Genomic DNA, 14,197 nt, shown 5'->3' with positions numbered 1-14,197 from the left:
GCAGGGTGATTCCCACGAAGAACGCGCTGCCTACCATAGCGGCGACGACAGCGGCCACCGCGTCGCACGTCCTCGACAGCATCGGGACGACCACGAATCGCACTACAACATTGCCTGGGAGGGGAAAATGTTGAACCACAAGCGCAGTGCGCTGAGCATCGCGTTGGCCGTCGTACTGACGCCGTCGCTGGCAGCAGCACAGTCCACGCAGACCACCACCCCGCCGACCGGCACCGCCGCCACCAACCTGGATACCGTGCAGGTCACCGGCATCCGTCGCGGCATCGAAAGCGCCATCGCCACCAAGCAGGACGCCACCTCGGTGGTTGAAGCGATCTCCGCCGAGGACATCGGCAAGCTGCCCGATGTCAGCATCGCCGAATCGATCTCGCGCCTGCCCGGCCTTGCCGCGCAGCGTGTGGCCGGTCGTGCGCAGGTGATCAGCGTGCGCGGCCTGTCGCCGGATTTCGCCACCACCCTGCTCAACGGCCGTGAAGTGGTCAGCACCGGCGACAACCGCGGCGTCGAGTTCGACCAGTACCCGTCCGAGCTGGTCAACGGCGTGACCGTGTACAAGACCCCGGATGCGGCACTGGTCGGCCAGGGCCTGTCGGGCACCATCGACATGCAGACCGCACGTCCGCTCAGCTTCCCCGACCGCGTCATCGCGATCAGCGGCCGCTACCAGAAGAGTTCGCTGGGCCGCGCCGCCGACACCGACCCGTACGGCAACCGCTTCAGCGCCAGCTACATCGACCAGTTCCTGGACAAGACCCTCGGCATCGCCATCGGCTACGCGCACAGCGACATGCCGATCCAGGAAAACCAGGTGGGCCTGTACGAGCCGTGGACCACCGAGCACACCACCAACGGCAACCGCCCCGGTGTTGCCGCTGGCACCTACTTCACCGACGGCATCAAGGCGTTGCGCCGCACCGGCAACAACAAGCGCGACGGTGTGATGGCCACGATCCAGTTCCGGCCGAACAACAGCTGGACCAGCACCTTCGACGCGTTCCATACCGAGGCGGAGCAGATCGACACCGCCAACCAGTTCGAGCTCAACCTCAGCAACTACAACGGCAACTACACGCCGGGCCTGCTGGTCAGCAATCCGCAGGTCAATGCCAATGGCACCTTCACCGGCGGCACCGCCAGTGGCGTGTACCCGCTGGTGCGCGGCATGTACAACAAGCGCAAGGACAAGATCGATGCGTTCGGCTGGAACAACGAGTTCACCTTCGGCAGCGTCAAGCTGGTCGCCGACCTGAACTATTCCAAGGCCACCCGTGACGAGCTGAACCTGGAAAACAACCTGCAGCTGACCCCGATGCCGCAACTGGATACGGTCGGCGTGCAGTTCCGCCAGGATGGCTTCTCGCAGATCAGCCCGGGCCTGAACTACTCCAACCCGGACGCGCTGTTCCTGACCAACACCATCTACGGTTCTGGTTACGGCAAGGTACCGAAGGTGGAAGACCGCCTGAAGGGCGGCAAGCTGGCCGCGACCATCGCCCTGCCGGAAGCAATGGCGTCCTGGGCACCGGACCTGGATATCGGCGTGAACTATGCCGACCGCCGCAAGGTGAAGACCCAGTCTGAAGGCAACATCCTGCTGGGCGCGCAGGGCGATGCCAACATCGCATCGGATCTGCAGTACCGCCCGGTCAACCTCGGCTTCGCCGGACTGGGTACCATCCCGGCCTGGAACGTGCCGGGCGCGGTCGGTCGTTACATGACCTTCAATCCGGTCGACAACCTCGACTACCTGATTCCCAAGTCGTGGACGGTGCAGGAAAAGATCACCACCGCGTGGGCGCGCCTGAACATCAACACCGACATCGGCGTGGTCGGCGTGCGCGGCAACATCGGCGTGCAGATGCAGCACACCGACCAGAGCTCGGACTCGCGTTACTGGGACAGCTCGCAGGCGGCCGGCAACAACATCCAGCCCTACTCCGATGGCCGCAAGTACAACGACTGGCTGCCGAGCTTGAACCTGGCCTTCATGTTCCCGCACGAACAGACCCTGCGTTTTGCCGCAGCCAAGCAGGTGGCACGCCCGCGCGTGGACCAGATGCGGGCCGGCCTGGAGTTCGGCGTGGATACCGGCACCGGCCGCCCCGGTGGCAGTGGCGGCAATCCGCTGCTGGATCCGTGGCGGGCCACCGCGCTCGACCTGTCCTACGAGAAGTACTTCGGCGAAAAGGCCTACGTGGCCGCCGCGATCTTCTACAAGGACCTGAAGAGCTACGTCTACACCCAGTCGGTGGACAGCTACGACTTCACCGGGCTGCTGGGCAATTATGTGCCGCCGCCGGGCATGGTGGTGCCGGTGCTGCCGACCGGCACCTTCTCGACCCCGGTCAACGGCAAGGGCGGTACGCTGAAGGGCCTGGAGCTGACCGCGTCGTTCCCGCTGGAGATGCTGACCGACAGCCTGCGTGGCTTCGGCGTGCAGGCCAGCGCGACCTTCAACAAGAGCGACATCCAGATCCTCGATCCGGAAAGCGCATCCAGCGTCGGTACCGACCCGATCAGCCTGCCTGGCCTGTCCAAGCGCGTGTACAACTTCACTGCCTATTACGAGCGTAGTGGCTTTGAAGCACGCGTCAGCCAGCGCCGTCGTTCGGACTTCATCGGCGAGATCGGCAACTTCAACGGCAACCGCACCCTGCGTTACGTGGTGGGCGAGAACGTGACCGATGCGCAGATCAGCTACACCTTCAGCGACAGCAGCAGCCTGCGTGGGCTGACCCTGCTGCTGCAGGGAAGCAACCTGACCAACGAGCCGTACCGCACCTACGCCGGCACCAAGGATCGCCCACTGGAATACATCGAGTGGGGCCGCACCTACATGCTGGGCGTGAACTACAAGTTCTGACCTGCCCGGTAGTGCCGGCCGCTGGCCGGCAATCGCCCCACCGGTAGCGCCGGGCCGTGCCCGGCGAGACGATCAGTAGTGCCAGGCCATGCCTGGCAGCCCCACAGGAAGCAGGACCGGAAACCCGCTGCGCAGGCAGCGGGTTTTATTTTGCGCGCGTGCCGACAGATGATCGGCAAGGCCCATCCACGCATGGCGTGGATCTACCCGATCGCATCGCCCATCCACGCATGGCGTGGATCTACCCGATTGGCATCGCATCCATGCATGACGGGGATCCATTCGGCATACCCCAGGTAGATCCACGCCATGCGTGGATGCCCTGCACCGCAACCGCGCCCACAAAAAAGGGACGGGGCGCTTCGGCCCCGTCCCCGCAAGTACCGCCACCGGAGAAATCGGTCAGCTGCGTCGTGCGCAATACACCGCGCGCGGCGGCAGCTGGAGTTCATTGCCCTGTACCGTCCCCGCATCCGGGCCCGGTACGGTCACCTGCTGCCAGGTGCCCGCCGGCAGCGGATGGGTCACCGCTTCGGCCGACAGGTTGAAGGCCAGCAGGAGAGTTTCATCTGCAAGCATACGCTCGAACAGTAGCACTGGTTCGGCACTGTCCAGGAACCGGATGTCACCGTGCAGCAGGGCCGGCTGGGTGCGGCGCCAGGCCAGGAAGCCGCGGAAGGCCGACAGCACCGACTGCGGATCCTGCGCCTGCACCGCCACGGCCGCCGCCTGGTGCTCGGCCGGGATCGGCAGCCACGGCTTGCCCGTGGTGAAGCCGGCCAGCGGCGCGTCGATCCACGGCAACGGCGTGCGGCAGCCGTCGCGGCCCTTGAAGTTCGGCCAGAAGGTGATCCCGTACGGGTCCTGCAGCGCCTCGAACGGCACCTCGGCCTCGGCCAGGCCCAGCTCCTCGCCCTGGTACAGGCAGACCGAGCCGCGCAGGGAGCACAGCAGCGCCACCAGCATCCGCGCCAGGCGCGGATCGGCCGGATGGCCACCCCAGCGGCTGACCGCCCGCTCCACGTCGTGGTTGGACACCGCCCAGCACGGCCAGCCCTGGGTCATCGCCGCTTCCAGGCGCGACACCGTGTCGCGGATGTAGGCCGCGCTGTAGTCGTTGACCAGCAGCTCGAAGCTGTAGCCCATGTGCAGGCGGCCATCCTGGGTGTATTCGGCGGTGGTCGCCAGCGAGTCCTCCGAAGAGATCTCGCCCAGGCTCACCGCCCCCGGGTACTCGTCCAGCAAGGCGCGCAGCTGCTCCAGGAACGGCAGGTTCTCCGGTTGGGTGTTGTTGTAATAGTGGTACTGGTAGGCGTACGGGTTGTCCGCGCTGAAGCCGCGGCCGACGCGCTTGTCGGCCGGCTTGGGCGGGTTGTCGCGCAGTTGCGCGTCATGGAAGCAGAAGTTGATCGCATCCAGGCGGAAGCCATCCACGCCCCGGTCCAGCCAGAAGCGCACGTTGTCCAGGGTCGCCTGCTGCACCTCCGGATGGTGGAAATTCAGATCCGGCTGGTCCACCAGGAAGTTGTGCAGGTAGTACTGCTCGCGGCGCGGCTCCCACTGCCAGGCGCCACCGCCGAACAGCGACAGCCAGTTGTTGGGCGGGGTGCCGTCCTCGCGCGGATCCACCCACACATACCAGTCCGCCTTCGGATTGCTGCGGTCCTGCCGGCTCTCGCGGAACCAGGCATGCTCGATCGAGGTATGGCTGAGCACCTGGTCGATCATCACCTTCAGGCCCAGGCCATGAGCCTTGGCCAGCAGCCGGTCGAAGTCGTCAAGGCTGCCGAACAGCGGATCGACATCGCGGTAGTCGGCGATGTCATAGCCGAAGTCGGCCATCGGCGAACGGAAGAACGGCGAGATCCAGATCGCATCCACGCCCAGCGCGGCGATGTGGTCCAGACGCTGGATGATGCCGGGCAGGTCGCCTACCCCGTCGCCGTTGGCATCGAGGAAACTGCGCGGGTAGATCTGGTAGATGACGGCTCCGCGCCACCATGGATAGTGCGACATCGACAGCCCCCCTCCGGGCATGCGGGACCCGCTGCAAGCGGGCCGAAAACCAACTCCCGCAAGCTTAGCGGCGGCCCACGACGATGGCGCTGCCTGCATACGTATTCACGCCAGGCGCCGTGCTCGGCGGCACCCGCTGACGGCCTGGCACCCGGTTTCCTCCCCAATTCACAGGCAACGCCTATAATCAGGGATGAGCCTGAAAGCCTGATCGCATGACCATCACTGAAGACACCCGTCCCGCCCTGGGCCTGTCCCAGATCCAGTCGCTTGCCGCAGCCGACATGGCTGCCGTCGATGCCCTGATCCGCCGCCGGCTGTCCTCGGATGTGGTGCTGATCAACCAGATCGCCGACCACATCATTTCCGCGGGCGGCAAACGCCTGCGGCCGATGCTGGTGATGCTGGCCGGCCATGCGGTCGGCGGCGCCGGCCCCGAGCACCACCAGCTGGCCGCGATCATCGAGTTCATCCACACCTCCACCCTGCTGCACGACGACGTGGTGGACGAATCCAGCCTGCGCCGCGGCCGCAGCACCGCCAATGCACTGTGGGGCAACGCGCCGAGCGTGCTGGTGGGCGACTTCCTGTACTCGCGCAGCTTCCAGCTGATGGTCGAGCTGGACCGGATGTCGGTGATGCAGATCCTGGCCGACACCACCAACCGCATCGCCGAAGGCGAAGTGCTGCAGCTGCTGCACGTGCACAACCCGGACACCGACGAAGCGGCCTACCTGCGTGTGATCGAGCGCAAGACCGCGGTGCTGTTCGCCGCCGGCACCCGTCTGGGTGCGCTGGCCAGTGGCGTCGATGAAGCCAGCCAGCAGGCCCTGTACGACTATGGCATGCACCTGGGCTACGCGTTCCAGATCGCCGATGACGTGCTGGATTACTCGGCCAACGCCGACGAGCTGGGCAAGAACCTCGGCGACGACCTGGCCGAGGGCAAGGCCACGCTGCCGTTGATCCACGCCATGGCCCATTCGGATGAAGCCACCCGCCAGCGCCTGCGCGAGATCGTGCAGAACGGCGACGCCTCGGCAATGCCGGAAGTGCTGGCCGCGATCCACGCCACCGGTGGCCTGGACTACAGCCGCCGTCGCGCCGAGGAGTATGCCGAAGCCGCCGAACGCGCGCTCGACGGCCTGGCCGACAACGATGCCGTCGCCGCCCTGCGCGGCCTGGCCCGCTACGCGGTACAGCGTTCGCATTGATTGCTTCGCCGGGCATGGCCCAGCGCTACCGCACGCGATCTGGTAGCGCCGGGCCATGCCCGGCGGAAACGGCGCCTCAACGCTTCTCGAAGCGCTCCTCGAAGAACTCATCCAGCGCCTTCCAGGCACGCTTGGCCGCACGCTCGTTGTACTGGCAGCCCGGCGGGCTGTTGGCATCGCGTTCGGCAAAGCAGTGCACCGCACCGCTGTAGTTGGTGAACTCCCAGTCCACCTTGGCCGCGTCCATTTCCTTCTGGAAGCTGCCGATATCCTCGGCGGTCACGCTCTTGTCGTCGGCGCCATTCAACACCAGCACCGAGGGATGGCTGCCGCCGGCCTGCGCAGGCAAGGGCGAGCCGAGCCCGCCATGCAGGCTGACCACACCCGCCAGCGGCGCACCGGCACGGGCCAGTTCCAGCACCGTGGTGCCACCGAAGCAGAAGCCCACCGCACCGATCCGGCTGGCGTCCAACGGCGCCTTGCCCGCCTGCGCCTTCAGCACATTGACCGCCTCCAGTGCCCGCGCCCGCAGCAGTGATCGATCATTGCGCAGCTTGGTCGCCACCGGCCCGGCCTCGGCATCGGTCTTCGGTCGCACGCCCTTGCCGTACACATCGGCCACCAGCACCACGTAGTCATCGCCCGCCAGTTGCTTGGCCTTATCGATGGCCGATTCGTTCACGCCCTTCCAGTTCGGCACCATCACCAGGCCCGGGCGCTTGTCGTTGTCGCCATCGTCATAGACGAGCACGCCACTGAAGGTCGTGCCCTGGTGCTTCCACTCCACCGGCTGCGTCTTCATCGCCGCAAACGCTGGCATCGCCGCCAGCCCCAGTACCATCGCCACACCGCAACGCCAACGGTTCATGCGCCTGCTCCAGAAAAAGGGGACGGAGGGGAGTAAGCCGTAATCACCCTCCCGCATCGCATTCTGCATTGGCTGCGTGACGCAGGTGTGGTTGGATACCACCTGATCCCCTCCGTCCTCTTTCTGCATGAACCTTGTCGAACGCTTTCTCTCCGGCCTGATCCCGCGCTTGCCCGAGGACGATGCCCCACAATGGGCATGGACCGAAGGCGCCAGCGACGCCGATCTGCAACGCCTGCGCGCGCAGTGGCCGCAGGTTCCCGCCAGCCTGGTCGAGCTGCTGTCGCGCGTGGACGGCACGCACTTCCGCCAGTACCCGAAGGGCGAGGTCTGCGTGCTGATGCTGGGCTCGGACGTCGGCGACTATCCGTACTACCTGCGCTCGGTGGCGCAGATCTTCGAAGACCAGCAGCAGTGGGACGACAGCATCCGCTCCATCTACGAAGAATGGCTGGATGAAGAACCGGAGATCCTCGGTGCCGGCATCGATGCCGACCTGCCGATGAGCCGTCGCCTGTGCTTCTCGCACTGCATGAACAACGGCGGCACCTCGATGCTGTATCTGGATTTCGATCCCGCGCCCGGCGGCAGCGTTGGCCAGGTGGTGCGCTACCTGCACGACCCGGACAGCTACGTGGTGATCGCGCCGAGCTTCGATGTGTATCTCCAGCAGCTGATCGACCGCGATTACGCGTTCATCAACGAAGACGAATGAGGGCAGCCGAGCGTGGGCTCGGCTCTACAGTAGATCCACGCCATGCGTGGATACGGCACCCCGGGTTGCCGGCCAGCGGCCGGCACTACCGTCAGCCGATCCCGATCCCCGGAATCGCGCTGATCGTATCCGGGTCGAAGCCGGCCAGTTCGGCGAAATGCCGCCCGCGTGCAACGTAATCGCGGTAGGCGCCATAGCTCGGCGCCCCCGGCGACAGCAGCACCACCCCACCCTGCTCGCCCAGTGCGCGACGCGCCAGCGCCATCGCGTCGGGCAGATCGGCAGCCGCATGCAGGCCGAAACGGCCGGCGTCGGCCAGCGGCTGCAGCATCGCGTGGATGCGTGGGCCGTTGCTGCCCATGGTCACGATCTCCACCGGCGGCACGTCGTGCGCCATGTGCAGCACGAAGTCGGTCCAGTCCAGGCCGCGATCATGCCCACCCACCAGCAGCGCGATGCGCCGGCCGGCGAAACACTCCAGCGCCGCCAGGCTGGCATGCGGCGTGGTGCTGATCGAATCGTTGACGTAGGTGAGGCCATCGGCCTCGCCAATCCGCTGCAGGCGATTTGGCAGCGGCCGGAAATCCTGCACGGCCGGCGCCAGCGCCACCGCATCCAGGCCCACCGCCTCCAGCGCGGCCAGCACGGCGCACAGGTTGCCGCGGTTGTGCCGGCCCGGCAGTGGCGTGTTGCGGGTATCGAACACCGCCTGCTCGCCGCGATGCACGATGTCGCCGCGCATATGCCAGCCCTGCGGCTGGTTGAACCAGACCACATCGCTGCCGGGCAGCGACAGCGCGGCCAAGTGCGGGTCTGCGGCATTGAGCACGGCAACGCGCGGCGCGGCGCCGGTCACCAGCTGCAGCTTGTCTTCGATGTAGCGTTGTTCGCTGCCGTGCCAGTCCAGATGTTCCGGGAACAGGTTCAGCACCACGGCCACCTGCGGGTGCGCACCACTACGCGCGACCTCGCCGGTCTGGTAGCTGGACAGTTCCACCGCCCAGTACGCAGGCGCCGGTTGCGGGTCCAGCACTTCCAGCAGCGGCAGGCCGATGTTGCCGACCAGGCCGGTGCGATGCCCCGCTGCGCGCAGCAGGTGCGCGACCAGCGCGGTGGTGGTGCTCTTGCCCTTGGTACCGGTCACGCAGATCGTGTCGCGCACGGTGCCATCGGCATCGGCGTGTTCGGCAAACCACAACGCCGTGCCACCGATGAAGACGGTGCCCTGCCCGGCGGCCGCCAACGCGATCGGCAGATACGGGCTGATCCCCGGCGACTTGATCACCACCTCGAATGAAGCCAGCGCTTCGGCCGTGGGTTCGCCGCGTACATCCAGCGCGCCCTGCGTTTCCACACGCGCGGCCTCGACCTCGCTGGCCGGGCAGAACAGGCTCAGGCCAAGCGATGGCAGGCGCGCGCGCAGCACTGCAAACGCAGCACGTCCCTCACGTCCCCAGCCCCACAGCGCTACGCGCTTGCCTTCAAGCTGCGAAATCTTCACGCACCCGTTCCCACAGTGTCGCCGGAATACGATGCTCGCCCTGCAGCTGCATCAACGGTGCCAGTTCCAGTTCGGCTGCATCCAGCTGCGGCTGGATCTCATTGCAGAAGCGCTTCACCAGCGCGTCTTCCTTCCACTCCGGGCGCTGCGCCAGGGTCGCCATCGCCGCACGCGATTCGCGGCCTTCGCCCACGCATTCGAACGGCTTGTGGTCCTGGAATTCCAGCAGCGCGTCGAAGCCACCGGCCTGCTCGATGTCATCCAGCAGGTTGCGGCCGAAGATGCGCACCAGGCGGGTTTTCGGCATGAACGGGGCCAGCGCCAGGAACACGAAGTGGCACTTCGGGCAGACGCCGCACCAGCGGTTCACCGGGCGCTCGCCCAGGATGTGGAAGTTGCGGTTGCAGCTGGAGAAATGCGCATCGTAGAAATCGCTCTTGGCGAACTGGCGGGCCACCGCCAGCTCCGACATCGGCCGCAGCAGCGAGTAGTACTGCAGATCAGCGGCCACCTGTTTCTGCACGTACATGCCGAAGGCCTGCTCGAACGCCCAGCCCTTCGACCACTGGTGGTTGACCTCGCCGGTGCCCGGAATCTGGCTGCCGTAGCTGGCCGAACGTTCGTTGGAGAACACCACCTGGTCCACGCCCTGCAGCACTGCAGCCAGCACCATGATCGCCGAGTTCACCGCGGTGACCGGGATGTGGCCGTTCCAGGCGCCCTGGCGGTTGAGCTCGAACAGCTCCGGCGCCAGCGCGCGACCGAGGTTCAACATCGGCAGCCCGGTGCGCTCGGCACAGGCACGGATCAACTGCGAACCACCAATCCAGGTCACCGTCTCGTCCACGCCGGCGCGACGCAGCGCTTCAATGCTGACCAGCGAATCCTTGCCGCCACCGATGGCCACCAGCGCATGCGCCTGCAGGCCCAGCACCGGTGCCTGCACCGTTTCGCCCTGCACCGGCAGGCGGAAGCGCCCACGCAGGTTCAGGCCGTTGCGGTAGGCGAACTCACCCAGGCCGTTGAGGTAGATGGTCTCCACCAGCGCCGCGGTATCGGCATCGATGCTGTAGCTGTCGATGCTGACCGTATCGGGCACACCGGCCTTGTAGTAGCTCACACCGGCAATCAGGTGCAGCAGCCGCAGCGCGCGCTGCACGGCGTCGGCACGGGCCGGCTCCAGCACGAACGGAGCGCCGGGCACGGTAACGGTTTCCACCATTTCCGGGCCGTCATCGAAGGCGTAGACCAGCTTGGCCACGCCGGTGTCCGCGGCGAATTCGCAGCGGACGAAGCGGAAGCGGGAAACCTGGTGTTTATCGAAAGCAGTCATGGTGAATCCAGTTCAAGCACGGTCAGGCACGTGCCCGCGCGCAGGCGCGGGACGTGTCGGTGGGCGGGTGCAGGGCGCGCAAGGCGGCGATCATTCGATCACGTCCTCGCGCGGCATCGCCCGTTGGTTGTAGGTGTTGGACATCACATAGCCGTAGGCACCGGCGTCGGCGATCAGCATCACATCGTCCGGCGCGGTCGACACCGGCAGCTTGCGACGCTTGCCGAACACATCGCTGGATTCGCAGATCGGGCCGACCACATCGAACGCCGCTTCGGCGTAACCGCCCTGGCGGCTGAGGTTTTCGATGTCGTGCCAGGCGTCGTACAGGGCCGGGCGCATCAGCGTGTTCATGCCGGCATCCAGGCCGACACGGCGCACGCCGTCCTTCTCCACCACCTGGGTGGCATGGGTCAGCAGCACGCCCGATTCGGCCACCAGGAAGCGGCCCGGTTCGATCGCCAGGCGGAACGCTGGATGCAGCGCCTTGACCTCGGCCAGGCCCTCGGCCCAGGCATCCAGGTCAAACGGCTCGTCTTCGTCGCTGTACGGAATCGGCAGGCCACCACCGATGTCGATGGTCTGCACGCTGCCGATACGGCGCGCGAAACCCGCCAGCTCATCGCACATCAGGCGCCAGTGCTGGGCAGTTTCCACGCCACTGCCCAGGTGCGCATGCAGACCGACCACGCGCGTGCCCAGCTCGGTGGCCGCACGCACGAACTCGTCCACGCGCGCGATCGGCAGGCCGAACTTGGATTCCTTGCCACCGGTGCGGACCTTGGCGTGATGGCCTTCGCCACGGCCCAGGTCCACGCGCAGCCACAGCTCGCGGTTGCGGAACAGGTCAGGCCAGCGCTGCAGGGCTTCGACGTTGTCGACAGTAACGGTCACGCCCAGCGCGAACGCCGCTTCGTACTCGCTGCGCGGGCAGAAGCTGGGGGTGAACAGCACGCGCTTGGGCGACAGTTCCGGAATGGCCTGGAACACATGCTTCAGCTCGCCGTGCGACACGCACTCCAGGCCGAAACCTTCGGCTTCCAGCAGCTGCAGGATGGCCGGATGGCTGTTGGCCTTGATCGCGTAATAACGCTGGTCGATCGGCTTGATCGCCGCCAGCGCACGGGCACGCGCCCGCACCGTCGGCAGGTGGTAGACGTAGCGCGGGGTGCCGGCATCGGCCAGCTGCAGCAGGTGCGCCCGCTGGCCGCGCCACCACGGCGTACCACGCGGACGCACGGTGCCGGCGATTTCGCGCCAGCGCGGACCGAACACCTCGGTCTCTTCCACCGGCATCGCGCCGCTGTCGATCAGTTCGGCGTGCAGGATCGGCAGCAGGCCATCGGCGTCGGCTTCGTCGATGACGAAGGTCAGGTTCAGGTCGTTGGACGACTGCGAGATCATGTGCACGCGCTCACGACCGAAGGTCGCCCACACGTCCGACAGCTTGTGCAGCAGCGAGCGCATGCCCAGGCCAACCAGGGTGATCGCCGCGCACGGCACGATCACCTTGACCTTGCAGATCTGCGACAGGTCGGCCGACAGCGCGGCCAGCACATCGGTGTTGACCAGGTTCTCGGACGGGTCCAGCGACACGGTGACGTTGGTCTCGGCCGAACCGATCAGGTCCACCGACAGGCCGTGCTTCTTGAACAGGCCGAACACATCGGCGAGGAAGCCGACCTGCTGCCACATGCCGATGCCTTCCATCGATACCAGCACGATGCCGTTGCGGCGGCTGATCGCCTTCACCCCCGGCACCGGCGCGGCGTTGCCGTCGATGCTGGTGCCCGGCAGTTCGGGGCGCTCGGTATCAAGGATCGCCATCGGCACGCCGGCATCGCGGCACGGCTTGATCGAGCGCGGGTGCAGCACCTTGGCACCGGTGGTGGCGATTTCCTGCGCTTCGTAATAATCCAGGCGGGTCAGCAGGCGGGCGTCCGGCACGTCCTTGGGATTGGCGCTGAACATGCCCGGTACATCGGTCCAGATCTCCACGCGGCTGGCGCCGAGCAGCGCACCGAAGTACGCCGCCGAGGTATCCGAACCGCCGCGGCCGAGGATGGCGGTGCCACCGTCGGCATGACGCGAGATGAAACCCTGGGTGATCAGCAGCCGAGTGGGCTGCGCGCGGAAGCGCTGTGCCCATTCGGCATCGGCACGCCACTGGCAGTTCACCGACAGGCGCTGCGACCAGTCGCTCTGGTTCGGCTGCGGCGGCAGTGCGTCCAGCCACTGGCGCGCATCCATCCAGCCGAAATCCAGGCCGCTGGCACGCAGGTACGCTGCGCCCAGGCTGGAAGACAGCAGTTCACCCTGGCCCAGCACTTCGGCCTGCCAATCCAGCGGTCGGCTCGGCGCACGCGGGTCATCCAGCAGGCCCTGCAGCGCGGCCAGGCGCTCGGCCAGCACCTCGGTGCCCAGACCCAGCTCTTCCAGGAAGCTCTGGTGGCGTTCGACCAGCGCCGCCACGCGATCACGGCTGTCCGGCGCGCCATCGGCAATCGCGGTCAGTTCGTTGGTGACCCCGGACAGCGCCGAAACCACCACCAACACGCGCGATCCGGTCTCTTCCGCCCGTTTTTTCGCCAGCTTCCCGATCGTGTCCCAGCGGTGGCGACGCGACACCGAGGTGCCGCCGAACTTCAGTACGATCCAACGATCGACAAGGGGGGAAGCTGACATGGATAGGCTATGTGTAATGTGGGGAAGCCGCCCTTGGGGGCGGAACCTTCGATTCTAAGCCCAATACACCCGTCAATGACCGCCTACCGCTACCTGCAGCTCGATGTCTTCGCCCACCACCCCGGTACCGGCAACCCGCTCGGTGTCGTGTTCGACGCGGATGGGCTGTCCACCGACCGCATGCAGGCCCTGGCTGCCTGGCTGAACCTGTCCGAGACCGTGTTCTTCCTGCGCCCCACCGCTGCCGGCGCCGACTACCACGTCCGCATCTTCACCCCCGCCAGCGAGCTGCCCTTCGCCGGCCATCCCAGCGTGGGGGCCGCCTGGGCCGCAGTCACTTGCGGCCTGGTGCAGCCACGCGACGGGGCCCTGGTACAGCAGTGCGCGGCCGGCCTGCTGCCGGTGCAGGTCACCGGCCCGGCCAATGCGCCCACCATCCGGCTGGCCAGCCCAGCGGCGCGCCTGCTGCCGACAGCACCGGGCGCCGTCCCGGAAGCGCTGCGCGCCGTCATCGCCGAGGGCCAGGGCGCCGAACTGTGGGACAACGGCCCGCGCTGGTGGCTGCTGCCGCTGCGCGATGCCGACGGCGTGCGCACACTGGTACCGGACATGGCGGCCCTGCGCGACTGGAGCATGGCCACCGATGCGCTCGGCGTAGCCGTGTTCGCGCTCGAACCCGGTACCGACCATGACCTGGTGGTGCGTGCGTTCTGCCCCGCCGATGCGTCCAACGTGCCCGAGGATCCGGTGACGGGTAGCGCCAACGCGCTGATCGGCGCTTGGCTGCGGCAGCGCAATGCCCTGCCCGGCAAGAACGGGAGCTATGTGGTCAGCCAGGGCCGCGAGGTCGGTCGCGACGGCCGCGTCCAGGTCACCGTCGACGCGCAGGGCACGGTATGGATCGGTGGCCAGGTGCAGCCGGTGATCGACGGCCACATCCGCTGGTAGCGGCGGGACATGCCCGCCGGCCTGCCGCGCTGC

At 66.9% G+C, this 14,197-nt stretch carries 9 protein-coding genes; 4 read left to right on the top strand and 5 right to left on the bottom strand.

The features are described 5' to 3' along the window. The first annotated feature begins 127 nt into the window (after positions 1-127). Positions 128-2,884: a TonB-dependent receptor gene (locus tag GIW57_RS04310; RefSeq protein WP_236509246.1), complete on the top strand. Its 2,757-nt coding sequence runs from the start codon at positions 128-130 to the stop codon at positions 2,882-2,884. Between the two features lie 402 nt (positions 2,885-3,286). On the opposite strand, the gene GIW57_RS04305 is transcribed toward GIW57_RS04310, so the two are convergent. Beyond that, complete coding sequence (locus GIW57_RS04305) at positions 3,287-4,900, bottom strand: alpha-glucosidase family protein (RefSeq protein ID WP_099819307.1); 1,614 nt, start codon at positions 4,898-4,900, stop codon at positions 3,287-3,289. 215 nt (positions 4,901-5,115) lie between these two features. Here GIW57_RS04305 and GIW57_RS04300 point away from each other — a divergent pair, with 215 nt between their 5' ends. Further along, positions 5,116-6,114 (top strand): polyprenyl synthetase family protein, encoded by a 999-nt coding sequence (locus GIW57_RS04300; protein WP_236509245.1) that lies wholly within the window; start codon positions 5,116-5,118, stop codon positions 6,112-6,114. Between the two features lie 76 nt (positions 6,115-6,190). Here the strand turns inward: GIW57_RS04300 and GIW57_RS04295 are convergent, their stop codons facing one another. Further along, entirely contained in the window at positions 6,191-6,982 is a 792-nt protein-coding gene (locus GIW57_RS04295) for a dienelactone hydrolase family protein (protein ID WP_236509244.1), read from the bottom strand. Between the two features lie 127 nt (positions 6,983-7,109). Here GIW57_RS04295 and GIW57_RS04290 point away from each other — a divergent pair, with 127 nt between their 5' ends. Continuing rightward, a complete protein-coding gene (locus tag GIW57_RS04290) occupies positions 7,110-7,697 on the top strand; it encodes an SMI1/KNR4 family protein (RefSeq protein ID WP_236509243.1) in 588 nt (195 codons plus the stop codon). A 91-nt stretch (positions 7,698-7,788) separates the two neighbouring features. Here the strand turns inward: GIW57_RS04290 and murD are convergent, their stop codons facing one another. The 3 genes from murD to GIW57_RS04275 form a co-directional block, all read right to left on the bottom strand. Continuing rightward, positions 7,789-9,198 (bottom strand): UDP-N-acetylmuramoyl-L-alanine--D-glutamate ligase, encoded by a 1,410-nt coding sequence (gene murD / locus GIW57_RS04285; protein ID WP_236509242.1) that lies wholly within the window; start codon positions 9,196-9,198, stop codon positions 7,789-7,791. After that, positions 9,179-10,531: a UDP-N-acetyl-alpha-D-muramoyl-L-alanyl-L-glutamate epimerase gene (gene murL, locus GIW57_RS04280; RefSeq protein ID WP_236509241.1), complete on the bottom strand. Its 1,353-nt coding sequence runs from the start codon at positions 10,529-10,531 to the stop codon at positions 9,179-9,181. The genes murD and murL overlap by 20 nt, the downstream gene beginning before the upstream one ends. Before the next feature lie 90 nt (positions 10,532-10,621). Continuing rightward, positions 10,622-13,216, bottom strand: coding sequence for a bifunctional aspartate kinase/diaminopimelate decarboxylase (locus tag GIW57_RS04275; RefSeq protein WP_100463675.1), 2,595 nt, complete (start codon positions 13,214-13,216; stop codon positions 10,622-10,624). A 75-nt stretch (positions 13,217-13,291) separates the two neighbouring features. Between GIW57_RS04275 and GIW57_RS04270 the strand changes: the two genes are divergently transcribed. Then, positions 13,292-14,164 (top strand): PhzF family phenazine biosynthesis protein, encoded by an 873-nt coding sequence (locus tag GIW57_RS04270; protein WP_236509240.1) that lies wholly within the window; start codon positions 13,292-13,294, stop codon positions 14,162-14,164. The last annotated feature ends 33 nt before the right edge of the window (positions 14,165-14,197 follow it).

It is taken from the genome of Stenotrophomonas sp. PA-6-5C (assembly GCF_021605635.1).
Taxonomy (GTDB): Bacteria; Pseudomonadota; Gammaproteobacteria; order Xanthomonadales; family Xanthomonadaceae; genus Stenotrophomonas; species Stenotrophomonas lactitubi.
The sequence above is the reverse complement of the archived record's forward strand: the minus strand, read 5'-3'. Positions and strand labels throughout refer to the sequence as shown.

Excerpts from the sequence above, each read along its gene's own strand:
- GIW57_RS04310 (WP_236509246.1), top strand. The coding sequence starts at position 128 with ATGTTGAACCACAAGCGCAGTGCGCTGAGCATCGCGTTGGCCGTCGTA.
- GIW57_RS04305 (WP_099819307.1), bottom strand. The coding sequence starts at position 4,900 with ATGTCGCACTATCCATGGTGGCGCGGAGCCGTCATCTACCAGATCTAC.
- GIW57_RS04300 (WP_236509245.1), top strand. The coding sequence starts at position 5,116 with ATGACCATCACTGAAGACACCCGTCCCGCCCTGGGCCTGTCCCAGATC.
- GIW57_RS04295 (WP_236509244.1), bottom strand. The coding sequence starts at position 6,982 with ATGAACCGTTGGCGTTGCGGTGTGGCGATGGTACTGGGGCTGGCGGCG.
- GIW57_RS04290 (WP_236509243.1), top strand. The coding sequence starts at position 7,110 with ATGAACCTTGTCGAACGCTTTCTCTCCGGCCTGATCCCGCGCTTGCCC.
- murL (WP_236509241.1), bottom strand. The coding sequence starts at position 10,531 with ATGACTGCTTTCGATAAACACCAGGTTTCCCGCTTCCGCTTCGTCCGC.
- GIW57_RS04275 (WP_100463675.1), bottom strand. The coding sequence starts at position 13,216 with ATGTCAGCTTCCCCCCTTGTCGATCGTTGGATCGTACTGAAGTTCGGC.
- GIW57_RS04270 (WP_236509240.1), top strand. The coding sequence starts at position 13,292 with ATGACCGCCTACCGCTACCTGCAGCTCGATGTCTTCGCCCACCACCCC.